The organism is Bradyrhizobium sp. 195 (assembly GCF_023101665.1).
Lineage (GTDB): Bacteria > Pseudomonadota > Alphaproteobacteria > Rhizobiales > Xanthobacteraceae > Bradyrhizobium.
In genome coordinates this window covers 7,307,151-7,333,025 of record NZ_CP082161.1, presented here as the reverse complement: position 1 = coordinate 7,333,025, position 25,875 = coordinate 7,307,151, and the positions used below count along the sequence as shown (strand labels likewise).

The window sequence follows — 25,875 nt, the reverse complement described above, 5'->3', positions numbered from 1 at the left end:
ATCAGGGGATGCCAAGAGCCCTGACTGCCAAGAGCCCTGGCTGCCAAGAGCGCCCACGGCCGCCGTTCAGGACTCGGCGGCGCGTTTGACGTCGCTCTGCACCAGGGTCAGCTTGCCGAGCGGCACGCCGGCCTTCAGCAGCCCCTCGCGGTAATGGGCGAGGTCCTCAGGCCGCTTCCAGTGGAAGTTGCGCAAGTGCCTGTCGACATTCAGCGTTGGATAGTTCCCCATCAGCACGCCGACGGCCTCGCTCGCCTCGCCACTCCGTCCCATCTGAGCCAATGCCGCGGCACGGATCGCCAGCGCCTGCATGTGGTTCGGGTTGATGTAGAGCTGTTCGCGGGCCCATGACAGGGTCGCGTCATATTGGCGTAACAGGTAGTGACTGAAGGCGTTCAGCGCCGCCCATTGGTAGCGCGGGTCGCTGTTGTCACGCTGCACCGCCATCGAGAACAGCTCGATCGCCTCGCGGTGCTCGCCGATGATGAAATGGCAGATGCCCAGCACGCCGCGCGCGCCGTTGTCGTAGGGGTTGAGCGCGACCGCACGCTTGGCGGCGTCCATCGCGGCCTCGTAGTGCCCCTCCATGCCGTGAGCCCAGGACAAGATCGAAAACGCGAAGGAGGAGCGCGGGTCGAGCCGGACGCTGGTTTCAGCGAGGTTCATCGCTTCGGCCCACATCTCCCGCGTGCCTTTGACCCAGCCGAACTGGATGCTCTGGATCTGGATCGTGGCGAGATAGGCATGCGCGATCGACAGTTTGGGATCGAGCCGGATGGCCTCCCGGAACAGGTCGACGGCGGCGGCCAGGTCTTCCTTGGTCTGCCGGTAATAATGCGACAGGCCCTTGAGGAAGCGGTCCCAGGCGCTCACGTCGGTGCTCAGGCGCGCCGGCGCCGAGGCCTCGGCCCGGACGATCTCGGTGGCGATGGCAGCGGACAGGTTGGTGGTGATCTCGTCCTGCATCGCGAAGAGGTCGCCGATGTCGCGATCGTAGCGGCCGGTCCAGAGCTGCTCGCCGGTCTCCGGTGCGATCAGCTCGGCGGTGACGCGGATCTTGGCGCCGGCGCGCCGCACCGAGCCCTGGATCAGATAGGTGGCGTCGATCTCGCGCGCGATCAGGCGCGTGCTGGTGTTCTTGCCCTTGAAGGCGAATGTGGAGTTGCGGCTCAGCACGCGATAGAAAGATTGCAGCGACAGCGCGTGGATCAGATCCTCGGTGAGGCCGTCGGAGAAATATTCGTCCTGGGCATCACTGAGATTGGCGAAGGGCAGCACGCCGACGATCGCGGTGCGATACTGTTGCGAGAGGGTGGATGCCTCTCTCAGCTCGGGTGCGAGCGCCGGTGCGCCCTCAGGCGTCCAGGTCCAGACCCCGACCGCATCCTTGATGTTCTTGAAGCGATGGTTGCCGGCATCGGTCAGCAGCGCGGTGAGATGCTTGCTCGCCTCGCGATAGGCCTTGGCCGAAATCGCGAAGCCGCCGGGGCTCGCCACCGATTCCAGGCGGACGGCAATGTTGACATCGTCACCGAAGACCTCGTCCTCGTCGGCGATGACGTCGCCCATGTGGATGCCGAGCCGGAATTGCATGGCGCGATCGGCCGGCAGATGGTGGTTACGCTCCGCCATCAGCGTCTGCATCGCGATCGCGGCCTCGGTGGCGCCGACGATCGAGGGGAACTCCAGCAGGAAGCCGTCGCCGGTGTTTTTGACGACGCGACCGCCGTGATTGAGGATAATGGGGTGGATCGCGCTGCGATGGGCCTTGAAGGCGGCATGGGTGCCGGCTTCGTCGCTGCCCATCATGCGCGAATAGCCGGCGACATCGGCGCAGACAATGGCGGCCAGACGTCTTTCCATATCCTCGGAGCTCCAAGGGAGGGCGGACCGGCCACGACGTGGCAGTCGCCTCGAATCCCGCATTTCAAGAACCCTGCCTTTATAAAGCAGATGAGGCCGAGCGGAAGTATGATCCGCATTGCAAATTCGAGGTAAATCCCAAGCAATCCTGACGGTGGACGGGGAGGGGCGAACCGATTAATCGGAATTGCGACCGCCCGGACGGCGGCAGGGGTACCTCGCATGCTGGGCATTCACGAAATCTGGCTCTTCATCCTGTCGGGTGTGTTGCTCAACATCACGCCGGGGCCTGATTCCGTCTACGTCATCGGCCGCAGCATGCAGATGGGCTGGCGGGGCGGTGCCGCGGCCGCATTCGGCATCAGTTGCGGCTGCTTTTTCCACGTCGCGGGCGCTGCGATCGGCCTTTCGGCCCTGCTGATGGCTTCCTCGACCGCGTTCTCGATCCTGAAGCTGGTCGGCGCGGCCTATCTCGTCGTGACCGGGCTCCAGATGCTGTGGTCGCGCCCGGTGCTGGCCTCAGCCATCGACGAGCCGGTGCGGAGCTCGCTGCGGCGGGTGTTCCTCCAGGGTGTCTTCACCAATGCGCTCAATCCCAAGGTCGCGCTGTTCTTCCTGGCCTTCCTGCCGCAATTCGTCGCAGCCGATTCCCCACACAAGCCGCTCGCCTTCCTGACGCTCGGCCTGATCTTCATCTCAACGGGAACGCTGTGGTGCCTGGTGCTGGCGGCGTTTGCGGCCAAAGCCGCGCACCGGCTGCGCAAGTCGGAGGGCGCGATCGCCTGGGTCAACCGCGCGCTCGGCGGCCTCTTCATCTATCTCGGTATCCGCGTCGCCATGCTGGAGACGCGGTAACTCATTCGAACGGATGACGGATGCGTAGGGTGGGAAGGCGCACTTGCGCCGTGCCCACCACCTCTCTCGGTCACAAAAAATGCGTGGGCACGCTTCGCTTTGCCCACCCTACGATTCTTCAGGCGAACTCCTTCACCAGCGCGCTGCCGGCGAGATAGAGGCCCAGCAAAATCATCGCGATCAGGAACCAGCGGCGGAACGCTTCGGCCGGCATCCGCGCCCGCACCGACTGGCCGATGAACATGCCGGCAAAGGCCATGGCAAGGCCCACGGCGCCCGGCACGGTATTGGCTGGCGTCAACAATCCGCCGGCGGTGAGGTTGAAGGCGAGTGCCAGCGTCGCAGTCGTGAAGAACACGCCGAGCGCCTGCACCAGCTCGTCCTTCTCCATGCCGATCGCCTGCATGAACGGCATCGAGGGGATCACCTGCACCCCGGTCGAGGCCGAGATCACGCCGGTGACGACACCGACCACGCCGCCGACCCATTTCTCGTTCTCAGGCGCGACGCGGAACTGGAACTTGTTCAGACCGATCACGGCATAGATGATCAGCAGCACGCCGAGCACGATCGTGCCATAGCGCGCATGCGGGCCGGTCAGCGCGCCGGCATTGAGCCAGCAGCCGATCACGGTGCCGATCATCAGCGGCCATAGCCGCCTCAGGATGTCGCGCAAATACGGGCCGACGAAGGTCTGCCAGATATTGGTGACGATGGCGGGCACGATCACGATGGCGATGGCGCGGCTCGGGGCCATGCTCACCGCGAGCAGGCCCATGGATACCGTGGGCAGGCCGAGCCCGACCACGCCCTTGACGAATCCGGCGAGCAGGAAGACGGCGGCGATGACGATGAGAAGCGGGTCGATCATGTCTGCACATTGACCGAAGCCGCGCGCCGGCACAATCTGGAGGTTACGGAGAGTACCTTCGCTCAGGACGAAGGCTGAGGAGAGACCTGCCATGCGCTTCGACCTCGTCGATCTCCAGCTCTTCATCGCGGTTGCCGACCAGCGCAGCATCACCCGCGGCGCGGAGCGCTCGCACCTGGCGCTTGCCTCGGCCAGCGCGCGCATCAAGGGGCTCGAGGACGCGCTCGGCGTCGCGCTGCTCAAGCGCGGGCGCCGCGGCGTCGAACTGACCGCGGCCGGCGAAAGCCTGCTCGATCATGCGCGGCTCGTCATCCACCAGATCGATGCCATGCGCGGCGATCTCGCCGGGTTTGCCAGCGGCGTCCGCGCCAGCGTGCATTTCCTCGCCAACACCTCGGGCCTGTCGGAGCATCTGCCGAAGGCGCTCGCCGGCTTCCTGCGCGAGCATCGCGACGTCGCGATCGACATCGAGGAGCGCGAGAGCACCGACATCGCAGCTGCTATCACCGCAGGTGCGGCAGATCTCGGCTTTGCCGCCGAGCACGCGCTGCCTGAGCATATCGAGCGCTTCGTCTTCAGCGAGGACCGCCTGACACTGGTGACATCGAAGCGCGGCCCGTTCGCGGGCCGCCGCCAGATCGATTTTCAGGAAGCGGGGACCTGTGACTTCGTCGGTCTGACCAGCGCCACCGCGCTCCAGATGCACATTTCGAAACATGCGGCCCGGCTCGGCATGCGCCCGCATTTTCGCGCGCGGCTGCGCGACTTCGACGCGATCTGCCAGATGGTTGCCGCCGACGTCGGCGTTGCGCTCATGCCCGAAGCCGCCGCCCGCCGCTGCGCAAAACTGATGCCGCTCGCCATGGTTCGGCTACGCGACGCCTTCGCCAACCGAAGGCTCGTGATTTGCGCGCGCAGCTTCAATGCGCTGCCAAGGCCGGCGAAAATGCTGGTGGAGCATTTAAGGGCGGTGGCGGTGTGAGGGATTGTTGCCGCTAGTGTGGGCCTACGCTGCGGCCGCATGCACAGCTGCGCTCCCTCCCCTTGCGGGGGAGGGCGGGGGAGAGGGGTAGCCCAGCAAAAGGTGTAACTGTTGCGAAGATGAAGCTCTTTGCGCAGTCGATGGAGTCCCCGTGTGGACCCCTCTCCCTAGCCCTCCCCCGCAAGGGGGGAGGGAACGTACCTGTCGTGTGGTAAGGGCGTTCGTCTATTGCGGCCCTACTTCGCCGTCTCGATCCCGGCTTCCTTGATCACCTTGGCCCACTTCTGGGTCTCGTCCGCGATGAACTGGCGGAAATGCTCGGGCTCGTCGCCGATCAGCGTCGCGCCCTGCGCGGCGAGCTTCTCCTTCACCGCCGGATCCGCCATCGCCTTGGTTGTCAGGCCATGCAGCGCCGCGACGATCTCCCTCGGCGTGCCCTTCGGCGCGACCATGCCGTACCAGTTCTCGATGTGGAGGCCGGCAAAACCCGCTTCCGCGGTGGTCGGCACCTCAGGCGCCGTCGGCGCGCGCGCGGCCGAGCCGATTGCGATCGGCCGCAGCGCGCCCGCCTTGACCTGCGGCAGCAGCACCGGCAGGTCGAGGAACGTCATCTGCACCTGCTGGCCGAGCAGATCATTCACGGCCGGCGCGGCACCGCGATAGGGCACGTGCACGATGTCGATCTTGGCCGTCAGCTTGAACAATTCGCCGGCCAGATGCGGCAGGCTGCCGGCACCGGATGATGCGAAGTTGAGCTTTCCGGGCTGCGCCTTGGCCAGCGCAATCAGCTCGCCGATGTCCTTTGCGGGCACGTTGGTGGCGACCACGAGCATTTCGGGCACGGTCGCAACCAGCGTCACCGGCGTGAGATCGGCCAGCGTGTCGTAGGCGACTTTCTCCATGCTCGGACTGATCGCGAGGGCGCCGGCGCTGGAGATCGCGATGGTGTAGCCGTCGGGCGTGGCCTTGGAGACGGCATCGGTGCCGAGCACGCCGCCCTGGCCGCCGCGATTGTCGATCAGCACCGGCTGGCCCGAGAGCTCCGACATGCGTTGGCCGATCACACGCGCGATGATGTCGTTGGGACCGCCGGCCGGGAACGGCACGATCAGCTTGATCGGTTTCGCGGGAAAATTCTGCGCCGACGCAATTGATGGCAGCAGCAGGAACAAACCAAGGAGCAGCCTGCGTGAGATGGTCATGCAAGCCCTCCGCCCGCGTTGTTATTGGTTGAGAAGCCTCAAGGCTTCTTCGTGGACCCTGGCGTCGCCGGCCGCGATGATGCGGCCGCCGCCCTGGGCCGGCTTGCCTTCCCAGGTGGTGACGACGCCGCCGGCGCCGGTCACGATCGGAATCAGGGCTGCGATGTCGTAAGGCTTCAGCTCGGTCTCGACCACGAGATCGACGTGGCCCGCCGCCAGCATGCAGTAGGAGTAGCAGTCGCCGCCATAGCGCGACAGCCGGGCGCCCTTTTCGATCCGGCCGAAGATGGCGCGGTCGCGCTCATTCATCAGCAGAGGGCTGGTGGTGTAGGTCGTCGCCTCCGACAGCGAGGCGCAGCGGCGAACCTGGAGCCGGCGCTCGCCGGAAGGACCCTTGTAGTTGGCCGAGCCGTTGTCGCCGGAGAAGCGCTCGCCGATGAAGGGCTGGTGCATCATGCCGTAGACCGGGGCGCCCTTGTGCAGCAGTGCGATCAGCGTGCCCCAGATCGGAAAGCCGCCGATGAAGGATTTGGTGCCGTCGATGGGGTCGAGCACCCAGACATAGTCGGCGTCCTCGCGCTCATTGCCGAATTCCTCGCCGACGATGCCGTGCTGGGGGAAGCTCGCCTTGATCAGCCGCCGCATCACCGCCTCCGCGGCGCGGTCGGCCTCCGTCACGGGGTCGAAATCCCTGGTCTTGCTCTTGTCGTCGATCGACAGCGAGGTGCGGAAGAACGGCAGGATGGTTTCGCCGGAGGCGGTGGCGAGCCGTCCGATGAAGGCGGAGAAGTCGATCACCGTCATAGGCCGAATCCTCAAAGCGAAAGTTGGATGAAGCTCGCCTCTTGCCTAGCTCAATTCGGCAGGATCTTGCAGCGCTGTCTTGGTTTGCTCCCTGGTATTTTGAATGCCGCGGCCGGCTGCCTCATCTCAGTCATCTCCTGGCCAAATATCGATCACGGCGTTGAATACTTAGTTCCGACCATGCCTCGTTCGTATGCAAACACCTATCAACCCATTGAATTTCCTTATCAAAGAAACTGAATCTGGGTTTCCGTGGAAGCAACTGAGCCATGTGCGTATTGCATGGGAAACGGCTCAAAAGCCCTTGCACTTTGTGCGTCGCGGTCGCATATTGTTGCGGTGCGGTAGCGCTTGGCGTTACCGCTGCCCTCCTTGGGCGTTTCCTCCCTAGACTTGGGCCGCTGGCGTCATTCGCGAGCGGCCCTTTTTTCTTGCGGCCTACTGCACCCTTGGCTTTCAGTTCAGCGCGCGCAAATGGGCGAAGCGAAGACGCGTTCGCGCCAACCGCAGACCACACGATCTCAAGAAGAAAAGCCGGAGCCTATTCCGCCGCGGCCTGGAACGGGCCAAGGTCGCCGAATGGAATCGTCGTCGCCAGCACGTCGGCGAGAACGCCGAAGTCAGTCGCCACTTGCGCAAAACGTGGACTGCGCTCGCGCCGCCGCTCGTCCATGTAGATCGCGCGGTTGAGCTCGAGCTGCACCGCGTGCAGGCCGCTCGCGGGATTGCCGTAATGCTCGGTGATGAAGCCGCCGGCGTAGGGCTTGTTGCGGCCGATCGAATAGCCGAGGCCGGTCATGGTCTCCTCGACCCGGTCGGGCAGAAGTGGCGTGCAGCTCGTGCCGTAGCGGTCGCCGATCACGACGTCGGGGCGGCGCGGCTCGTCGCGGGATACGCCGACCGAGGGCATCGAGTGGCAGTCGACCAGCACCACCGTGCCGAACATCTGGTGCACCTTGTTGATCAGTCGGCGCAGCGCGCGGTGATAGGGCTTGTACAGCGTCTCGATCCGCCCCAGCGCATCGTCGACCAGGATGCGGTCGCGGTAGATCTCCTGGCCGTCGCCGACCACGCGCGGAATTGTGCCGAGGCCGCCGGCGACCCGCATCGAGCGGGTATTGGCAAAGCTCGGCAGCCGGCCGGTGAACATGCGCGGGTCAAGCTCATAGGGCTCGCGATTGACGTCGACATAAGAGCGGGGAAAATTGACCCTGACGGTCGGAAAGCCGCGCTCGCTCAAATGGCCGATCAACTCGTCCATGAACGAATCTTCGGACCGCCGCAGCGTCGGCAAGTCGATCCGCGAGGCCGCCAGAAATTCGTCCGGATAGGTCGAGCCGGAATGGGGTGAGTTGAAGATGACAGGCGCGCGCCATTGCGCGGGCTCCACGATCTCGAAGGCTGGCGACACCTCGCCGTCAAACCGGGTCATCTTCTCAGGCTTCGTCCCTTCGCCGCAGGATCCGGGCCTCGGATCGCATGATTCGGCCGATGGATGCGGCTCTTATGTGTCGTCATTGTCCGGAATCGCAACCATTCTGCCAAGCGAAAAGATGTGATCGGCACTGGAACATGTCTTAACCGTCTGGGCAGGGAAGCGGGGACGCGCCGGCGGGGCTCGATTGCTTCGAGCCGCATTCCGGTTCACAAAGAGCCGGCAGCGGGAGCCCGCTTGGGTTAAGATTTTCACCCCAAATTTACCCTCTGTCGGGCTTAGTAACCTCTGCTGATATCCTCTGGGGATCGACGTTTCCTGCCATGCCAAAAATCCTGCTCGCCGAAGACGACAACGACATGCGCCGTTTCCTGGTCAAGGCGCTGGAAAACGCCGGTTTTCAGGTCTCGTCCCATGACAACGGCATGGCCGCCTATCAACGGCTGCGGGAAGAGCCGTTCGAGATGCTGCTGACTGACATCGTGATGCCGGAGATGGACGGCATCGAGCTCGCCCGCCGGGCTTCGGAACTCGACCCCGACATCAAGATCATGTTCATCACCGGCTTCGCCGCGGTGGCCCTGAACTCGGATTCGGACGCCCCCAAGAACGCCAAAGTGCTGTCCAAGCCCGTGCATCTGCGCGAATTGGTCAGCGAAGTGAACAAGATGCTGGCGGCCTGAATCGGCCCCGTTCCGTCCTTGCGCCGGCTCCCCTGAGCCGTTATAGGGACCCCACCCGATCTAGACGACCTCTAGGGCACGTAGCTCAGCGGGAGAGCACTACCTTGACATGGTAGGGGTCACAGGTTCGATCCCTGTCGTGCCCACCATCTTCTTCAAGGGTTTAGCCATCATCTGGCTGACCCTTGAAAAGATTATTCCCACGAACTTTCCACGAGACTCGTCGTGGATGGGCGTCGGATGTCGAGCGAGACGAATTGGATTCCCCATCAAGCCCCCCGTTACTCCGATGGTAACGCTGGCCCGTTCGTAATCCCCACGGCTCATACACTAGCCCGTCATCTTCTCTCTTACGGCCCCGCGACCAATGATCCGCTTGCCTGAACGCTCTCCTTAGCGAGGAGTAGGAGGTCCTATGGTCTGCGAACGACGGAAGCCGAATTGCTCTGAGTCATAGTCCAAGCGCGATCTCGGCCCAATTCAACATGCGATCGCTATTGAGGAAGGCCAGCACCGCCGGCTCCAGTGACGCGGGCGCGCCCGGTCCAACCAAAACCGTCGCGGCCACCATGTCGCAGCGCTGATTGAAGGCGAGTGAGAGCGCGGCGTTGCGATTTCCCTCGACGCGATAGGCCCGGCTGCGGCCGCGCATCCGACCGACTACGATTTCTCGGCCGGCACCGATCGGCGTTACCTTGCCAATCAGCGCCAAGTCGCCCATTTGCTCGAGGTCGCCGTCTTCGGCGACGCCGGTGACGCAATTGCAAAAGCCGAGCTTGGCGCGAACGTACAGCTGGACCTCGCCGCCGCAATCGTGGGGCTTGCAGCGGAACGCCTTTCCCTTCCCCCAGGGATCTGCGCCGAAAGGCCAGTCGGTCTCCGTCCACACCGGGCGGACCTCGCCGGATGCCGCTGTTGCGCGTGCCGGTTCGTCAGATCGCAATATCCAGACCACAGCGGCTGCGCAGAGCAGTGCGGTGGCTGCGCTGATCGCAACGAATTTGCTTGCCAGGCGCATGGCAGATGCCGCTGAACTTTTGCTAATTTTGAGCCATGAACTTCCGTGCGGCCGCGAGGTCCTCCCGCGAGGAGTCGCCATTGCGCGCCATGTCGACGACTTTGGCGTAGTATTGGCGTGCCTTCGCGATGTCACCCGCCTTCTCGGCCGCGTGAGCGGCGCCGATCGTCGCGCCAAAGCGGTTCGGTTCCTTGCGCATCGTGGCCTCGAACGCGGCCAATGCCTCTGTCGCCATGCCGCGCTCGAGCAGCATGGTGCCGTAAAGCTCGCGTGCCGGCGCAAGCGGTCCCGGCGTCACGATGGATTTTTCGGTCTTGTCTTCGGCATCGGCGGCAAGGCGCATTGCTTCCAACGCATCCGCCTGTTTTTCCCGGGCGTTGAGCTGCCAAGCGGTGGCGACCTGCCGCTGAATGTCGACGATCTCGGCCCAATAGGCGTCCTTGTCCTGCTGCAGCTTGTCCCGCAGTTCCGCCAGCTTGGCGATGTCCGCCGTCGCTGCGTCTGCGTTGCCGGAGCGCGCCGCGCCAAGGGCGCGGGCGAAATAGGAGATCGCATCGACATAGGCAAACCGGCTCGGCTCGACCTTCAGCGCGGCCGCGCCCTGCCAATCGCCTCGCTCGACCATATAGCGCGCCTGGCTGGCCGCTAGCGCGTAGGGACCGGCGCGGACGGCCGGCGCATACGCCGTGGTCGCGACCATGTCCGCGATGACGTCGCGGGCTCGGCTGTCCTGCGCAAGCTGGAGCAGGGCGTAGACCATATAGTCGTCGGCATGCAGCTGCTCGCTGGGGTCCTTGCCCTCCTTGGCAGCCTTAGCGGAACGGCTATTGGCTTCGATCGATTCATTCCAGTAGCCGACGCGCGTAAAGATGTGCGACGGCATATGCAAAGCGTGCGGCGCCGCAGGCGCGATCTCGGAATAGCGCTTGGCAGCGTCGAGACCTTGCTCTGCGATCGCCGGATAGTCGTAGAGGTGGATCAAGTAATGCGCGACGCCCGGGTGCCGCGGCTGTCGCTTGAAGATCGGCTCCAGGATCGCAGCGCCCTTGAGCCGGTTGGCGTAGGTTTTGTCGTTTGGTGACGCCGTGACATTCAGCGTGATGGCATAGGCGATCTGCGCCTCGTCATCATCGGGATAGCGCGTGGCGACGGCTTCGGTGGCCTTGAGATAAGCCTGCGCGCGTTGGCCAAACGTCGTCTTCTCGTCACCCGAATAGAAGGCAAGCAGCGCGTCGATATAGTCGCGCTCGCGTTCGCTCTTGGTGCCGAGTGCCTTCGCCTTCTGCAGCGCGGCGAGGCCCTCAGTGAGGTTTTCCTTCGGCGCGGGAAAATGCGGATTGTACAGCAGGCTGAGGGCAATGCCCCAATAGGCGATCGCGCATTCGGGATCGGCCTGCAACGTCTCCTCGAAAATCTCTTTCGCGGGCCGGTACCAGAACGAGTGCTGATAGCGCATCCCGCGGTCGAAGCGGCGCTGCGCCACCTCGTTGCAGGAGGTCTGGAAGTGAACCCTGCCGAACTGCTCGTCGGTCCCGTTCTCCGCGTGTGCGGCAGGCGTGGCGGAGATCGAGCACAGGGTGGCGAGGGTGAGAAGAGAGACGGTCCTCAAGGCGAGCGTGCGCATCGGCCCCTCCGTTTCTGTTCAGAAAAATTTGTTCAGATGACCGATAAGGCCAAGGCGCCTAAGTTCGCAGTGCTGAAATTGGCGGTGGCAATTGCGTTGTTGGAAGGATTTGCCCATTCGCGATGCGAGTCAATAGGAGCGGGCAGAATTGCATTAGGGAAGCACGGCTGTCAGGCTCCAACTTCCCGTGCGCGAAATCGTGGTGCGGATAGCGAGGCCTAGGCCGCCAAAGACATGCACACCAAGTCTGAGGATGTCTGCCCATGGTGGAAGACCGAAAGCTCCCGGGTAAAGGGCCCACTGACGTGAATGATCCATTGCGGTATGCGACATCGCGCCGCTTCGCGACGGAGAATTGCACTTCACTGAGTGCGACGAACGTCAAGCACTGATACTCTGCACCCCATCGTCCTCAAGCAGCCATGAGGAACGAATGAAGCGGCGGGACATCATAGCGGCTACTGCGGCGGTGCTCGTTTCACCTCGGCATTCGCTCGCGCAAACAAAACCTCGCCGAATTGGCTTCCTTGGCCGTTGGGCAGATGATCCGGCCCGCGATCCAAGTCATGCTGCATGGCTGCGGCTTGCGAGAGAAGGGCTGGATTGAGGGCAAGAACCTGCTTGTCGAATATCGTATGCAAGCAGGACAAGCCACATTGGGGCGCGCCGAGATGCGCGAGCGGCTGGCCCGGCTTTATCCGGATATCCACACCCCGGCGACCCGATGCCGGCGCTCTTCAGCGGCCCAGGCCCGCGCCCGACGCCCACGCCACCCTGCTGAAGCTGCCACCCCTTCAAATTATTTTTTGTGCCGCGACCCCGGCGCCGGGTTTGCGCCCTCTTGTCTGGGTGAATGCGCCATAGCGGCGCGTCACGAACCGGAGCACAGAACCATGTGGTATAGGAAGAACGTTGGCGGGTGGGAGCGCGCGGCCAGGCTGATCGGCGGGGGCTTGATGCTCATCTGCGGCGTGGTTGCGCTGCACGCTTCGCCGCTCGGGCTACTGCTCAGCGGCACGGGTGTCGTGACGCTGGTCACCGGCGTGTTCGGCTATTGCCCTGCCTGCGCCATCGCCGGGCGCGAGCCACTGAAGGGGTGACTGCCTTGGCGCGCGTATCAGACGATCTCTTGTTCGCGGCACAGTCGGGTGACCGGCACGCGCTGACACAGCTAATGGTGGCGCTGCAGCCGGACATTCGACGCTACGCCCGGCGCCTTTGCTACCGCGCCTCGGTTATCGAGGATGTGGTGCAAGAAGCACTCATCGTCGTGTACCGGCGCGTGGGCACGATCCGCAGTCCAGCCGCACTCGCCGGCTGGCTGCTGACCGTCATCGCGCGCCTTTGCATGCTGCCGGCGCTGATGCTGATGCGCGGAGTCGAGGAGCTCGCCAGCCTGGAAGCGTCACGCGAGCTCGCAAAGGTCCCGCCGGACGAGTTGCGCATAGACTTGGTCAATGCGATCGAGTCGCTTTCGCCGTCGCATCGCGAAGTGCTGCTGCTGCGAGATCTCGAAGATCTGACGATTTGGGAAATCGCCGGGCGGCTCGGCGTGACGCGCGAAGCGGCCAAAAGCCGCCTGCGCCGCGCCCGCGCACTGGTGCGCGAATACCTGCTCGGCACAAAGGACAGCGGACGAGAGAGCACATGAATTACTTTCGTGGAGTCGGCATGTTCGGGAGCGCCTTCCTGGGCGCACACCTGATGCGCGGCGCAGCTGCGGCGGCGCTACTCGCTTGGGCCATCGTCCACCAGACCGCGCACCCTTGGCTGTCCTTGGGCGCGGGCATTGCCGCCCTCGTCGCGCTACGCGGATGCCCGATGTGCTGGACCGTGGGCCTGGTCGAGACGTTTTCGCAAGGCCATCGCGATTCAACCGCTGAACGCGCTGACCGGACATGGCCGCATTAACATTGCGACAGGACGGGAGGACGCATGTCGAAGATCACAGCAATCCTGGGATCCGCGCTGTTTTTCATCGTTGCACCGGCGATGTTGGCGGGCGTCATCCCATGGTTGATCACGCATTGGGAATTTCGGCCACCCTTTTTAGCCGCCGAGGCGACACGCTTGGCTGGGCTCGCGTTCATTATTGCCGGCGTGCCTGGATTGTTAGATTCGTTTGCGCGCTTTGCATTACAGGGTCTGGGCACGCCCGCGCCGATCGCGCCACCACGCAATCTCGTGGTGAGCGGATTATATCGCTATGTGCGCAATCCGATTTATGTTGCAGTGGTTGCCGTCATTCTTGGTCAGGCGGTGTTATTCGCTGACTGGCATCTCCTTGGCTACTGCGCGTTGATCTGGCTCTTTTTTCACATTTTCGTAATTGCCTATGAGGAGCCGACGCTCCGCCAAAGCTTCGGAGCCGAGTATGAAAGCTATTGCGCCAACGTGCCGCGCTGGCTTCCCCGACTCACTCCGCGAGCCATCTAACCGATTTGATGCTCGGTGAAGTCGAAACGTCTGAATCTGGCGCGTGGCCGCCGTTCGCCTAACCGGTCGCGATGTCCGCTTGGGGGAGGTGAGCCGAGCAGGCCATCTAGCGAGCGCGGGCATGTTCTCTTTCTTGTGTTGTAGGTTGGCGATCTCGAATGCAGAGTTTGCCGCCGCCGTGCATGCCCTTAGTGGCGGACTAGCGGCCGCCGAAGGGACGCGGCCGCGAGGGCGGCGATCGTCCGCCGCGCATGGCTCGACCGGCTGATCGCATAACCGACCACCCGGCGCGACACGCGTCGAGAATGACGGCGACGTAGACGAAGGCGGCCACGATCGCGATGCAGGCAATGTCGGCGACCCACAGCTGATCGGGTCCGTCACGGTCATGTCCTTCGCTCGGTCGGGGAAGATCGGCTGGTCGTAATCGCAATCAGTCGTTGCAACATGGCGGCTGACGCTTGAACTCGATGCTGTGAATGCGGTGCTTGGCCATGGGCCTTCGTCCTCGAAAGCCCGATAGCCGTCAAATCGTAAATTCGCCCCTATCCGGCCCCAGGGCCCACTCCAGATTGACACATCGGAACTGGCGTGAACGCCGGAGCGGGATCTCAAAAGCGACCGTGCGGGATCGTCACGACGCGATGCCCGGATGGGCTGGCACCGTGAAGTGGAAAGTCGCGCCATGGGGCGCATTGGAGGTCACCCACAAGCGCCCGGCATGCGCTTCGATGATCGAGCGGCAGATCGACAGTCCCATCCCCAGACCGTCAGGCTTCGTCGTGTAGAAGGGGTCGAATATGCGCTTGAGAGCGTCTGGGGCCAATCCTGGTCCCGAATCCTTCACCGCGACGATAATGCCGTCAGATTCCGCCCGAGCGGTCGTAATGAGCACGCTTCTCGATCCCCTCGCGACGGTGGCCATGGCTTGGATGGCATTGACCATCAGGTTGAGGATCACCTGCTGCAATTGGACGCGATCACCTTCGACGAGTGGCAAACCGTCTCCGAGTTCCGTCTGCATCGCGACGTCGTTCTTCAACGCTTCGCTGCGGGCGAGCTCAATCACGTCCCGGATCGCCTCGTTGATATCCAGGCGATCCTTCAGTGGCGGTGCTTTTTTGATGAGATCACGTATCCGCCCGATGATGTCGCGGGCTCTATCATTGTCGTTCACAACATAACCGAGCATGTCCCTGGCTCTCCCAACATCCGGCGGGTTTCTGTTCAAGTAACGCAGGGCGGCATCGGCATTCATCGATGCTCCAGCGATCGGCTGGCTTACTTCATGGGCGATCGAGGCCGTGAGCTCACCCATGGTGGCGAGGCGGTTCGCATGCGCCAATTCCCCTTGCGCCTCCCGCAAGGTCTCTTCGGCCTGCTTGCGCGCGGTGGTGTCCCGTCCGACGCCGCGGTAACCGATGAAGCGCCCTGCATTGTCGAGGACCGGCAGTCCCGAGATGGACACGTAGCGTTTGCCGCCGTCAGACGTAGGCCGCGCCAGCTCGAAATCACGGAACGGCAGGTGGGCATCGAGCGTCTCCCGGTGCTTGCGCCAGGCCTCCGCGTCAGGCTCCAAATAGGGCGCTTCCCACCACGTCTGCCCAATTTCAGAGCCAGGCGCCGGCGCGTCGGCAAGACCTTGGCCGAACTCCTGGCGGGTGAAGCGATGCTGCGCATCGGATTCCCAGTAGACGTCGAAGGAGAATTGTACAAGGGTGCGAAAGCGCTCCTCGCTCTGCCGCAGTGCTTCTTCCGACCGCTTGCGCTCCGTCAGGTCGACGACAAAAGAGACGCCGTAATCTCGTCGTTCGTCGAATGCAGCCATGCCGATCAATACGGGCACGCGGCTGCCGTCCTTGCGGAAATATTCCTTCTCGAACGGCTGCACGCTCCCCATCATCTTTAGCTCCGGAATCCACAATTGCACGTGGCGGTCGAGCCACTCCGGCGGTGTAAGGTCAGTCCAGCGCAGGCGGCCCGAAATGAGATCCGCGCGATCGTATCCTACGATGCGGAGAAACGCATCATTCGCCTCCAGAATCCGACCTCCAAGCTCCCAGATGATAATCCCGATGATGTTGGCCTCGACCAGACGCCGAATCCTAGCCTCGCGATCTGCGAGATCCTGGTACAAGTGAGCATTCTCCAGCGCGATTGCCGCCTGCGAGGCGAGCAGCTTTAGCACCGCGATCCGACCCGGCGCGAAGACATGCGCAGCCAGATTGTTTTCCAGGTACAGCACGCCGATGAAATTGGCATGAGCGATCACCGGCAGGCCGAGAACAGAGCGCGCTTGTCGCTGAATGATGTAGGGATCCCCTGAAAACGGTTTCTGGGCTGCGGCATCATCGAGGATGATGCTCTCCCGCGTACGCAAGATGTAGTTGAGGATCGCCTCCGGCAGGAGCGCTGCAGTCACGGGCTCGTCGCGCAGTTGCACGACAACCGTGTCGCCGTCGGTGGTCGCTTCGGCGGCAATTCGCAACTCAGCACCGTGCGACAGAATCAACAGGCCGCGCTCGGCGCCCGCGTGCTCGATAGCGGTGCGCATGACGGTGCTGAGCAGCTTCTCCCGGACGATTGCGCCCGAGACCGCTTGCGACAACTTGATGACTGTGGCGAGGTCGAGCTGCTCCAGGGGGGCCCCGATCGTGCTCGTCGGGCCGGGCGCCGGTGTTTCCTCTGCCAGGTGGGCATAGACGCGGTCGAGTTGCCGCACCTTGCCATCAGCTCCCCACCGCAAATAAGCACGCCGAGCGTCGGCCAAGTACGCACGAGCGATTCTCTCAAACCCGCGCGCCGCGTAGAAGCGTGCGGCGAGTTCGTTGGCAAGCGCGTCGTTTTGAACAAAGCCATTGGCGCGGGCCGAGCGGATAGCTTGTTCATAGAGGCGCTCGGCATCGAGCTCGCGGCCCTCCAAGCGGGCGACCTCCGCCTCGACAAGAGCAGCGCGATTCTCGAAATTCTCCGGACAATTCTTTGCCCAGGTTTGGATCTGTCTCCGGTGCGCCGCCAGTGCCGCGAGATACTCCCGGTGCTGGGCAGGCGCGGCGGAAGCGCAGGCCATCGCGAGCGACAATGCACCATAGAATTCGTATTCGGCGGTTTCGAGCTGGGATATAGACGTCCACAGCAGCCGCTGCGCCCTTTGTGACGCCTCAATCGCAGCCGCGTAGTCGCCTGCAAAAAAGCGCGCCTGCTGCTTTCGGATCCAATACCAGCAATCCGCTCGCATGAGGTTGGCATTCTCGGCGAACCGGCGCTCCGTCTGAAGCTCTTCAAACTGCTCATCGTCGAAAGAGCCGAATTTCGACGTCAGCCCCCGCAGGGTTCGGACGAGCTGCAGTTGGCTGACGACAACATCAACGACCAGCCCGAACTGTGCCGTTTTCGCAAACGCGAGGCCACTCTCGACTTCGCGTTGCACCTCGGCGAGCGGGTCACCAGCCGCGAGCAGATTCGAATTCAGATTGACGCGGGCGTACGCGGCGAACGTGAGGTCGCCGGTTTTTTTTGCGACATCGAAAGCCCGAAGCAGCGAATCACGCGCAGTCCGGACATGTCGCGTCCATGGCGCGAGGTGCGCTCCGAAGAGCATGTAGGTCTGCGCATGAAATCGCGTCAATCCGCGCCGTTCGACCAATTCATATCCGAGCAGACCAAATTGAAATCCCGCCTCGTAGTCGCCGAAGCGAGGACCGGCAATCATCCCAAGCCTCATATAGGCAACGCACGAGGCATCGCAGTTTCCGTGCTCAAGGCTGAGATTAACCGCTCGACAAACGGTCAAGGAAAAGAGGTTTAAATCCGTGAATAGTGCAGGCGGCAGCAGCCTGGTCAGCACGCCCAGAGTCGCGAGAGACACCGGATCACTCATTATGGGCAGATCGATCAGAGCTTCGATACGGCGCCCGCCAAGTTGGGACCGGACGCGGTCGTATTCACTTCGCGCCTCCTCCTCCGTGGGATGGGGGGGCCAATCGATGGTCAGGTGGCGGAGGTAATCGAGAGCAACAGCAATTGCATCGCTACTCCGATCGAGCCTGGTGTACAGGTCGATGCGCAGGCATGAGACTGTGGCTAACTCGACAGGACCGGCCGCACAGGCTGAGAGAGCCATCAGGCGTCGTTCCGCTTCCGCCAGCGCGCCGGTCAGAAACTCGCATTCTGCCCGGTTGATCTCCAGCGAGAAGGCAAGTTCATACCTGCTCTCCCAGCAATCCTCCGGCAACAGGGCCGCGCCGGCATTGAGATAGGTCAGTGCCGAGTCATAGGCGGTGGACGCTTTGGCGCGCTTGGCTGCGAGCAGGTTGAGCTCGGTCAGCTTCGCTTGTTCGTCTTGTGAGGTGATCAACGCAACGCCGCGGTTGAGCTGATTGACAATGTCGAAGATCACGTCCCCGTGCTGTTCTGTGGGACTATTCGCCGCGAGCAGCCGGCCGATGGCGAGATGGGCTTCCGCACGCTCGGCTTCCGGTTTGCTTGAATAGGCGGCTTCCTGCACGCGGTCGTGGGTGAATCTGTAGGAGCCTTGCCGTCGCTCGACCAGCTCCTCGTGCGCGGCTTCCCACAGCGCCGCGTCGACTTCAGCCGCCGATCTCCCCAGAACAAGGACCAACAGCGGGATCGTGGCGGTGTTACCGAGACAGGCTAGCTGCTGCAACGCTGCCTGCGTGTTGGCCGGAAGGCGTGCGAGTTTGCCGACCATGAGGTCCACCACATTATCGGTATACTCCTTGGCGCGAATGAGATCGAGATCCCACGTCCAGCACGACGACGTATGATCGAACGCAAGCAAACGCTCCTCGACGAGTTCGTAAAGAAACTGGATGGCGAAGAACGGATTGCCGCCCGCTTTCTCCTGCACTAACTGCACCAGGGACGCGGCATAACTCGGCTCGCAACGCAAGGAGTCGGCGATCAGCTGCCCGACATGCTCGGTGGCAAGCGGCGCCAGCGCGATCTCCTCAACGATGCCGCTGCGGTTCTTGATGGCGGCGATCTTGCGCCGGAGAGGATGCGCGGCGTCGACCTCGTTATCGCGGTAAGCGCCGATCATCAGCAGATGGCTCACATCCGCCTGAGTCAACAGATCCTCGAGCAGGTCCAGCGTCGCTGAGTCGAGCCATTGCAGGTCGTCGAGGAATAGCGCCAGCGGATGCTCCGGTCGCGCGAACACGCCGATGAACTGCCGCACCACTTGGTGGAAGCGTCTTTGCGCATCCTGCAGAGCCAGGTCGGGTACCCGCGGCGGCTCGCCGATGATGAGCTTCAACTCGGGGACGAGGTCGACCAATAGCCCGCCGTTCGGGCCTAACGCCTTGTGCAGGGCATCGCGCCAGGGCGCCAGCTCGACCTCGCTCTTCGCCAGAAGGCCTCGGAGCAGGCTGCGGAAGGCCTGCGCCAGTGTGGCATAGGGAATGTCGCGCTTGTATTGGTCGAATTTGCCGTCGGCGAACAGGCCGCGCGAGGGCACCAGCACCTTGTGCAGCTCGTTGACGACAGCTGACTTGCCGATGCCGGCGTATCCCGAGACCAACACCAGCTCAGGCGTGCCGCTCTGGACCATGCGGTCGAAGGCCGCAAGCAAGACTTCGATGTCTCGCGCGCGCCCATAGAGCGTCTCGGGGATGAGCAGCCGGTCCGGGATGTCGCGCTCGCCCAGAGGGAAGTCGTCGATCCCCTGCCGAGCCTCCCAGGCGGCGAGGCAGCGCCGGAGATCGCTCTCCAGACCGGTCGCGGTCTGATAGCGCTCCTCGGCGGTCTTGGCGAGCAGCTTCATGATGATGGCCGAAAGGGAATTGGGCACTTGCTTTCGACGCTCGCCGGGCGGCACAGGCCTCCTGGCGATATGGCAGTGCACCCATTCCATCGGATCGGCTGCGGTAAACGGGGGCGCGCCGGCGAGCATCTGATAGAAGGTGACGCCCAGCGCGTATAGATCACTGCGCGCATCGATCGAGCGGTTCATTCGTCCGGTCTGCTCGGGTGCCATATAGGCGAGGGTGCCGGCGATGGTTTCAGGCGGTTCGGGTAATTGGCGCTCGCGCGGGAGTCGCGAGGCAATGCCGAAACCCGTGAGTTTGACTCCGCCGGTCGCGCGATTCACGATGATGTTGTGCGGCTTAATGTCTTTGTGCACGAGCCCACGCTGATGGACCTTGCCAAGAGCCGCCGTGATGTGGAGGGCGAGATGCAAGAATGTTCCCACTTGCATGGGCGCTTGGAGCTGGCGCTCCAGCGGCTCGCCGCCGGGATCCTCGAGCAGCAGCACGGGCCGGCTGCCCTCACTGACAAGTTCGAGCGGCCGCAAGGCCCACGCGCCGTCGAGTTCGTCCTTTAGTGCATATTCGTGAGCCAGGCGATCCCGGCTCGTTGATGGGGCGTGCTCGGCGGGAAGCACGGCTAGCACAGTTTTGCGGCCACCATCGGAGCCCTGGCGCGATGCCCGGCAAAAGATGCGGTCGTCGTCCTCCCATAACACCTGGAAGTCGCTGTCCATGCGCGCCGAACCGAAAGACTGGGTTCAACTGCTGGCCTCTACGGCACCCGATGTCGGGTGGCTAGATACCTGTTGAGCTCGTTGGATAAAATCGAGCTTGCCACAGATGGAGCGGCGTGGCCAGCCGAGTTAAGCTCGACTACCAACGGAGCGGTCCTGAATTCTGGCTGCCGATCAAGTGCGGCGAGGTCCTACGTCCGGAATGAACGCGTTGCCGCAATGGGGCGCCCGCTTTCTTCAGGAGCTGCCGTCATTCGGATATCCATTGTTATGGAAGAAATCTGCGAATGGCCGATTGGTGTCCGGCCTAGAAACCGAACATGCATGAGAGTCAGAAGCGGAAGCCCTAGCTGGCCGCCTTAGCCGCGAGAGCGGACCCCGGCGAATCCAGTTATTATGTCTACGAGGCGTCATGCATGAGAGCGATCATGCGGCCAGCTCGTGGAGGAGGGCCTTCGCCCGCTTCAGGTCCGGCGTGTCGAACCCCTCGGTGAACCAGCCGTAGACTGAAGCGAGGAGCTTTCGCGCCTCATCCCGCTTGCCTTGCTCGCTCCACAGGCGCGCCATGCTCGTCGCAGCGCGCAACTCCCAGGATTTCGCCTGCTGCGTACGCGCGACGGCGAGCGCTCGCTCGAAGTAGGCTTCTGACTTAGCTACATCCGGCACCGGCGACATAAGTGCAATTTCACCAGCAATTCGACAGGTTTCTGGCTGCCACCAGTATGACCTTGTCGTCGCGGACGCTGCGAAGGCCTCGTCGACACAGTCCCAGGCTTCTTCAAACTGACCAAGCGCAGCGTGTGCGAGCGCCAAATACGATAGATCCACTTGCATAAATACCGTTGAGCCGGTCGATCTTGCAACCCCGACACCGGCGGTGACCATCTGGAGGGCGTCTCGGGCTCTGCCGGTTAGCGCGAGCACATAGCCTTTATCGATTGTAGCCAGAGCCCTCCAGAGCGAGGCTCCTTTTTCATCGGCCAAAGCGATCAGTTCATCGATTTGCGCGCTTGCTGCCTCGTAGGCACCACACTGAATACAAGTCACCGACACGTGCCTCAACGCAAACATCAGCGTCGTGGCTTGTCCAATCGCGCGAGCAGTCCTGAGTGCACGCTCTGTGTCTGCGAGAGCAGCCTCCGGATAGCCCTGCAACCACTGAGCCAACGATCGAAATGACAAGCATGCCACTTCGGTGTCTTGGCCGAACCGCATCGCTAGCGGACGATGCTCATCAGGAACATATGCCGCGATAGCCCAATCGTAGTGCATCCTGGCTTGCGCAATCTCCCCCGTAAGCAGCAGAGCGCTACCCGTTAGCCGATGCCCAATCATTTGCATCGCTTTCTCGTCTTTGTTCTCAGCAAGCGATAGAAAGTCTCTGGCCAGGCGACAGCAAATATCGCCTTTGAACGACACGAAACTCGCGACCCATGAGCCGTAAAGGACAGAGAACAGCAGCAACGGATCTTCGGCAGGTTCTCCGAGCGTCTCCGCTCGGTCGATATACACGCGCGCTTGATCGACAGAAGCCTTCGTCTCAGGAGCGGCGTAGCCTTTTGTGTGCATCATCACGTTGGCGAGTGCGACCTGGAACTTGATTTGTTCACGGCGCAGCGCGGCTGTCGTCGGCAAACTGGCGAGCTGGTTGAGAGCCCGCGTGATCTGAGCCGCAGCTTCGAGCAGAGCTGATCGAGCAAGCGACCGTTGTCCCGCGGCCCCCCAAAGCCCCGCGGCCTTCTGGATCAGCCCAGCTTCGGTGCAGTGGTGGGCCAGCAACTGCGGTTGGTTTGCTATCACCTCCGCAAATTGCGTCTCGAGAGCGTCGGCTATGCGGGCATGAAGGGCTCTTCTCGGGTCCCGTAACAGCGTGCCATACGCGGCATCCTGGACCAGGGCATGCTTGAACAGGTAAGCCACATTTGGTGATATTCCCTGCCGGAACAGCAAGCCAGCCGCAATGAGACGATCTAATGCCGATCCCAGCTCCATGTCGGTCTTGCTGGTTACCGCACTCAACAGCGCGTGTGAAAACACTCGACCTATTGCTGCGCCGATCTGTGCAAGCTCCTTGGCGGAGCCGAGGCGATCGAGCCGGGCCATTAAAGAAGCATGCAAACTGGCGGGCACCACGAGCGCTGGAGAGGGGACCGCAGCTGCAGTCCGCATTGCTTCCAGCTCGCCCCCAGTCTCCAGCACGGCCTTTGTCATCTCTTCGACGAACAAGGGGATGCCGTCGGTGCGCTCGATGATGTCTTTTCTGACGTCCGCGGGTAGCGCTTTATTGCCGACGACGCAGTCGATCATGCTGCCGACCTCGCGATGACCCAAACGATTGAGCGCGAGAGCCGTGACGTGCGGCTGTCCGATCCAGGGGGCCTCGAACTCGGGCCTATATGTCACGATCATGAGAACGGGAACACTTGGGACGAGGTCTATAGTGCGACCGAACGCTTCCAGGCTGCTGGGATCACCCCAGTGCGCATCCTCGACGTGCACCAGTAGGGGGTTAGAGCATGCCAGAGTCTGCAACTGAGCGCCAAGCGCTTCCAACGTCTTCTGCCGCCGCTGTTCGGGACTAAGCTCCAGAGCGGGGAAGCGACCGTCGTTTCGAAGTGACAGCATTTCGGCCATCAGGGCCGCGTCTTGCTGGGAGGTCCGCGTGTGCGCAAGCAGCCCATCGAGCTTGTCGAGTCTTGCTGCCTCGGTGTCGCCCACCGCAAATCCGGCAGCGCGTTCAAACTGCCCAATGATTGGATAAAACGCGCTATCCGTGTGCTGTGGGGAGCAGAAATACCGCAAGCGCGTGTGTGGTTCGGCTGCAATCGCCTCCGTCAACCCTGTCACGAGCCTAGATTTGCCGATTCCGGCCTCGCCGGATATCAGCACCACCTGCCCGTCGCCGCTTTTTGCTCTCGCCCAACGGCGCAACAGCAGTTCTAGTTCTTCTTCTCGCCCGATTAGTGCCGTTAGGCCGCCGGGATGCATCGCCTCGAAGCGGCTGGCGACAGAGCTGGCCCGCAGCGCCACGAAAGCTCGCACCGTACCGGCGATCCCCTTGAGCTTCTGTGCTCCAATGTCTCGGAGCTCGTAGAGATTGCCGAGTAGCTTGCGGGTGGCGTCAGCAATAACGACCGTGTTTGGCTCGGCAATGGCCTGAAGACGTGCGGCGAGGTTTGGCGTCTCACCGACAATACCGCGCTCCTGCGCTTCGCCTGTCCCAACGAGATCTCCGACCACCACCAGGCCGGTGGCAACCCCAATCCGCACTTGTAAGGTCTCGGCCGTGGGAAGCGTAGAAACCGCATAGATCAGTGCGAGGCCGGCGCGAACTGCCCGCTCGGCGTCATCCTCATGCGCGGCCGGGTAGCCGAAATAGATCAGGACCCCGTCGCCCATGTATTTCGCGACGAAGCCGCCGAAGCGGCGTACGGTATTGGCGACGCACCGCTGGTATGCTGAAATGATCTCCCGCAAGTCCTCTGGGTCCATCCGCACCGAGAGCGCCGTTGAACCGACCAAGTCCGAGAACATCACGGTGACCTGACGGCGCTCGGCGATGAGGTTGGCTTCGAAGGCTGCTTCGGGAGTGTCGGATAAGCGCTCCGGAGTGCCAGCTTTAGTGCGCAGGGCGGCGATAGCATCGAGCAACTTACGGCGATGCCCGACCAGCCCGATACCAAGGTCCTTCAAATCTTCAGACGTTAAGGTAGGCAGCACGGCATCATCGATCTGATGATCGCGGAACGCCGCCACATATTGTTCGAGGCCAAGCCTCTGCAGCCAATCTCCGAGGTCCATTACGGCACCCCAGTTTGCCTAGTCCCATCTTTCTCCCAGCGAGGCAGCCTGTCCAGGGAAATGACCGGTTTGGGTCAAAGTGCGACATCTGAACCACGAGTGTCCGCTTCGCTCTTCGCCACGCACGGCAGTTGATGGCAGCCAAGTGGTCGCAGCCGCTCCGGCCAAGGTGATGAGAGTCACGCCGCGTCATTGCCGGCCGTCAGGTCAGAGCATGTATTCAAACGCATAATCGGATCAGCGGAAGAGGCCGATGCAAGCGTCGGGTCAACAGCACCGAAATTGCCGATGCGCACCGAGGTCCGGTTTACCCTAATCAACCGACGGGCCGATGAACGCCGGGTTCATCGGTATGGGCCACACGTGAGCGGATACAATAGTGTTGGAAACTTGAACGGTCAGTCGAAATCATGATTTTTGGAAGCGCCTATAGCTGCGGACCAGATAATCCGACCTCTCGTTCAGCGCGGAGGACATTGCCATAGAGACTGCTGATCCATTGTCTTCCGCTCGAGGTTACATTCAAAAAGCGGATGGCAGTTTGGATGTGCGGTGCGACCTTGGTCCAGTAGAATTGAGGATATTTGTACACCACGTCCGCGGGCGTGGTGTACCCGAGCGATTTGTTGAGTCCTATCTCCTCGAACTCATAGAACAACGCATTTGATTTTTTCATGTAGTTAGGATCGCCGAGCTGACCAATCAGGTCGGCGGCGCGAAGCAACAAACCTTCCTCTTCGTCAAGATCATCCTTGAGTTCGTTGGCTGATGCGTCTGCATAAGGAAAACGAGTGTATTCGATGGCTCGGGCAACGCGAGCGGCGTCGATTTCGTCGATTGGGTCAAGACGCTCGACGGCGAACAATTTTGAGCGGTCGACATGATAGGGCGCAAGAGCGGCATCGGAGGAGCCGATCGGTAAATCAACCGTTTGGCCGGTACCATCAACAACATAGGCTCCGTCCTGGTCTCCCTGAACTATTCCCCGAACGTAGCCGATGTCGTGAAGCAGGCACGCCAGGATAAAGTGAGCATAGTCGCTGGCAGTCGTTGGTCTCAGAAGAGAGCGCCCGATCAGGATGTCGTGCCCCACCAGTGTCACCAACAATGTGTGCTCGACGTTGTGGTAGAGTGCACCGCTGTTACCGATACATTCCAGGGCCAGTTTTGCTGCATAGGGGAGCAATTCCGGCAAGCTGGCGTGGGAAGAGCCGAAGCGGCCGCTGGTCTCCGAGATCAGGAACGCACCGAGCGCCTGGGACGTCAGTTCTGGAATAGTTATCATGAGCAAGCTCTCACTTTTCATCGCCAAACCTGCACTCTGCAGGATCGGGAGGAGAGTACCATCCTAGAAGTGTGAAGCCACATGATGGGTGATGCTTGACCTAGATCAACAGCAACGACGCAGGGCCACGGTGCCCGGCAGCAACTTCCGCTTAGGGGCACAAACGGTCCTCGACCGGATGTACAGGGCAGGTCGGCAATGGGCCAACAAGGAGACAAAGTTGTGGTTTGCCTCTTCGGCCCGGATGATCAACATCGGATGGCACGATAGAGGCCGTACGCCAGTTCGCGGCAGTGGCGCCACTCGAGACTTGGATGGGCCAGAACGTGAGCCGGAGACTGACGTCGCCGAATACCAGTGCCGTCGGGGCTGGCATCGGTCGACAACTTAGCCACACTCCCACCGCGTGACTATTCCGCTCTAAAAGCGCAAAACGTTGCACCCGTGCGCGTGGGGAATTTGAATGAGCTCCGCTCGACGGCGGAGCGACATGTTATTCTGGGCCATCGTA

At 62.3% G+C, this 25,875-nt stretch carries 17 protein-coding genes and 1 tRNA gene; 8 read left to right on the top strand and 10 right to left on the bottom strand.

What is annotated here, in order from left to right:
• Positions 1–66: 66 nt before the first annotated feature.
• Complete coding sequence (locus IVB26_RS34170; RefSeq protein WP_247969353.1) at positions 67–1,863, bottom strand: adenylate/guanylate cyclase domain-containing protein; 1,797 nt, start codon at positions 1,861–1,863, stop codon at positions 67–69.
• Positions 1,864–2,085: 222 nt separating this feature from the next.
• Between IVB26_RS34170 and IVB26_RS34165 the strand changes: the two genes are divergently transcribed.
• Complete coding sequence (locus tag IVB26_RS34165) at positions 2,086–2,718, top strand: LysE family translocator (RefSeq protein WP_247969352.1); 633 nt, start codon at positions 2,086–2,088, stop codon at positions 2,716–2,718.
• A gap of 118 nt (positions 2,719–2,836) precedes the next feature.
• On the opposite strand, the gene IVB26_RS34160 is transcribed toward IVB26_RS34165, so the two are convergent.
• Positions 2,837–3,589 carry a sulfite exporter TauE/SafE family protein gene (locus tag IVB26_RS34160; RefSeq protein WP_247969351.1) on the bottom strand — a complete coding sequence of 251 codons (753 nt, stop codon included), beginning with the start codon at positions 3,587–3,589 and terminating at the stop codon, positions 2,837–2,839.
• 91 nt (positions 3,590–3,680) lie between these two features.
• Here IVB26_RS34160 and IVB26_RS34155 point away from each other — a divergent pair, with 91 nt between their 5' ends.
• Positions 3,681–4,571, top strand: coding sequence for a LysR substrate-binding domain-containing protein (locus tag IVB26_RS34155; protein WP_247969350.1), 891 nt, complete (start codon positions 3,681–3,683; stop codon positions 4,569–4,571).
• A 236-nt stretch (positions 4,572–4,807) separates the two neighbouring features.
• Here IVB26_RS34155 and IVB26_RS34150 read toward each other — a convergent pair whose 3' ends face one another.
• From IVB26_RS34150 to IVB26_RS34140, 3 genes are all read right to left on the bottom strand, one after another.
• Entirely contained in the window at positions 4,808–5,773 is a 966-nt protein-coding gene (locus tag IVB26_RS34150; protein WP_247969349.1) for a Bug family tripartite tricarboxylate transporter substrate binding protein, read from the bottom strand.
• A 21-nt stretch (positions 5,774–5,794) separates the two neighbouring features.
• The gene (gene hisN, locus IVB26_RS34145; protein WP_246926762.1) at positions 5,795–6,577 is read right to left on the bottom strand and encodes a histidinol-phosphatase; all 783 of its coding nucleotides are present in this window, start codon (positions 6,575–6,577) and stop codon (positions 5,795–5,797) included.
• A 541-nt stretch (positions 6,578–7,118) separates the two neighbouring features.
• Positions 7,119–8,009 (bottom strand): N-formylglutamate amidohydrolase, encoded by an 891-nt coding sequence (locus tag IVB26_RS34140; protein ID WP_246926756.1) that lies wholly within the window; start codon positions 8,007–8,009, stop codon positions 7,119–7,121.
• Between the two features lie 326 nt (positions 8,010–8,335).
• Between IVB26_RS34140 and cpdR the strand changes: the two genes are divergently transcribed.
• Together cpdR and IVB26_RS34130 are read left to right on the top strand one after the other, a co-directional pair.
• Positions 8,336–8,695, top strand: a complete 360-nt coding sequence (gene cpdR / locus IVB26_RS34135) for a cell cycle two-component system response regulator CpdR (protein ID WP_007597092.1) — start codon at positions 8,336–8,338, stop codon at positions 8,693–8,695.
• 74 nt (positions 8,696–8,769) lie between these two features.
• A tRNA-Val gene (locus tag IVB26_RS34130) sits at positions 8,770–8,844 on the top strand.
• A gap of 302 nt (positions 8,845–9,146) precedes the next feature.
• Here the strand turns inward: IVB26_RS34130 and IVB26_RS34125 are convergent.
• Both IVB26_RS34125 and IVB26_RS34120 read right to left on the bottom strand, forming a co-directional pair.
• The gene (locus IVB26_RS34125; RefSeq protein WP_247969348.1) at positions 9,147–9,713 is read right to left on the bottom strand and encodes a hypothetical protein; all 567 of its coding nucleotides are present in this window, start codon (positions 9,711–9,713) and stop codon (positions 9,147–9,149) included.
• Between the two features lie 22 nt (positions 9,714–9,735).
• Positions 9,736–11,337, bottom strand: coding sequence for a hypothetical protein (locus tag IVB26_RS34120; protein WP_247969347.1), 1,602 nt, complete (start codon positions 11,335–11,337; stop codon positions 9,736–9,738).
• 527 nt (positions 11,338–11,864) lie between these two features.
• Between IVB26_RS34120 and IVB26_RS34115 the strand changes: the two genes are divergently transcribed.
• The 4 genes from IVB26_RS34115 to IVB26_RS34100 are packed head-to-tail and all read left to right on the top strand — an operon-like array spanning position 11,865 to position 13,773.
• Positions 11,865–12,437 carry a YgaP family membrane protein gene (locus IVB26_RS34115; protein ID WP_247969346.1) on the top strand — a complete coding sequence of 191 codons (573 nt, stop codon included), beginning with the start codon at positions 11,865–11,867 and terminating at the stop codon, positions 12,435–12,437.
• Between the two features lie 5 nt (positions 12,438–12,442).
• The gene (locus IVB26_RS34110; RefSeq protein ID WP_247969345.1) at positions 12,443–12,988 is read left to right on the top strand and encodes an RNA polymerase sigma factor; all 546 of its coding nucleotides are present in this window, start codon (positions 12,443–12,445) and stop codon (positions 12,986–12,988) included.
• A complete protein-coding gene (locus IVB26_RS34105) occupies positions 12,985–13,248 on the top strand; it encodes a hypothetical protein (RefSeq protein ID WP_247969344.1) in 264 nt (87 codons plus the stop codon). Before IVB26_RS34110 ends, IVB26_RS34105 begins: the two co-directional genes overlap by 4 nt.
• 24 nt (positions 13,249–13,272) lie before the next feature.
• On the top strand, positions 13,273–13,773 hold the full coding sequence (locus tag IVB26_RS34100) for a methyltransferase family protein (RefSeq protein ID WP_247969343.1): 501 nt from the start codon (positions 13,273–13,275) through the stop codon (positions 13,771–13,773).
• A 634-nt stretch (positions 13,774–14,407) separates the two neighbouring features.
• On the opposite strand, the gene IVB26_RS34090 is transcribed toward IVB26_RS34100, so the two are convergent.
• The 3 genes from IVB26_RS34090 to IVB26_RS34080 all read right to left on the bottom strand — a co-directional run bounded on the left by IVB26_RS34090 (position 14,408) and on the right by IVB26_RS34080 (position 25,364).
• The gene (locus IVB26_RS34090; protein ID WP_247969342.1) at positions 14,408–20,278 is read right to left on the bottom strand and encodes an ATP-binding sensor histidine kinase; all 5,871 of its coding nucleotides are present in this window, start codon (positions 20,276–20,278) and stop codon (positions 14,408–14,410) included.
• A gap of 426 nt (positions 20,279–20,704) precedes the next feature.
• Complete coding sequence (locus tag IVB26_RS34085; RefSeq protein WP_247969341.1) at positions 20,705–24,079, bottom strand: ATP-binding protein; 3,375 nt, start codon at positions 24,077–24,079, stop codon at positions 20,705–20,707.
• Positions 24,080–24,506: 427 nt separating this feature from the next.
• Positions 24,507–25,364, bottom strand: coding sequence for an HD domain-containing protein (locus IVB26_RS34080; RefSeq protein WP_247973344.1), 858 nt, complete (start codon positions 25,362–25,364; stop codon positions 24,507–24,509).
• Positions 25,365–25,875 lie beyond the last annotated feature (511 nt).

Bases quoted from the DNA above. Each gene is read 5' to 3' on its own strand.
- IVB26_RS34170 (WP_247969353.1), bottom strand. From the start codon at position 1,863: ATGGAAAGACGTCTGGCCGCCATTGTCTGCGCCGATGTCGCCGGCTAT.
- IVB26_RS34165 (WP_247969352.1), top strand. From the start codon at position 2,086: ATGCTGGGCATTCACGAAATCTGGCTCTTCATCCTGTCGGGTGTGTTG.
- IVB26_RS34160 (WP_247969351.1), bottom strand. From the start codon at position 3,589: ATGATCGACCCGCTTCTCATCGTCATCGCCGCCGTCTTCCTGCTCGCC.
- IVB26_RS34155 (WP_247969350.1), top strand. From the start codon at position 3,681: ATGCGCTTCGACCTCGTCGATCTCCAGCTCTTCATCGCGGTTGCCGAC.
- IVB26_RS34150 (WP_247969349.1), bottom strand. From the start codon at position 5,773: ATGACCATCTCACGCAGGCTGCTCCTTGGTTTGTTCCTGCTGCTGCCA.
- hisN (WP_246926762.1), bottom strand. From the start codon at position 6,577: ATGACGGTGATCGACTTCTCCGCCTTCATCGGACGGCTCGCCACCGCC.
- IVB26_RS34140 (WP_246926756.1), bottom strand. From the start codon at position 8,009: ATGACCCGGTTTGACGGCGAGGTGTCGCCAGCCTTCGAGATCGTGGAG.
- cpdR (WP_007597092.1), top strand. From the start codon at position 8,336: ATGCCAAAAATCCTGCTCGCCGAAGACGACAACGACATGCGCCGTTTC.
- IVB26_RS34125 (WP_247969348.1), bottom strand. From the start codon at position 9,713: ATGCGCCTGGCAAGCAAATTCGTTGCGATCAGCGCAGCCACCGCACTG.
- IVB26_RS34120 (WP_247969347.1), bottom strand. From the start codon at position 11,337: ATGCGCACGCTCGCCTTGAGGACCGTCTCTCTTCTCACCCTCGCCACC.
- IVB26_RS34105 (WP_247969344.1), top strand. From the start codon at position 12,985: ATGAATTACTTTCGTGGAGTCGGCATGTTCGGGAGCGCCTTCCTGGGC.
- IVB26_RS34100 (WP_247969343.1), top strand. From the start codon at position 13,273: ATGTCGAAGATCACAGCAATCCTGGGATCCGCGCTGTTTTTCATCGTT.
- IVB26_RS34090 (WP_247969342.1), bottom strand. From the start codon at position 20,278: ATGGACAGCGACTTCCAGGTGTTATGGGAGGACGACGACCGCATCTTT.
- IVB26_RS34085 (WP_247969341.1), bottom strand. From the start codon at position 24,079: ATGGACCTCGGAGATTGGCTGCAGAGGCTTGGCCTCGAACAATATGTG.
- IVB26_RS34080 (WP_247973344.1), bottom strand. From the start codon at position 25,364: ATGATAACTATTCCAGAACTGACGTCCCAGGCGCTCGGTGCGTTCCTG.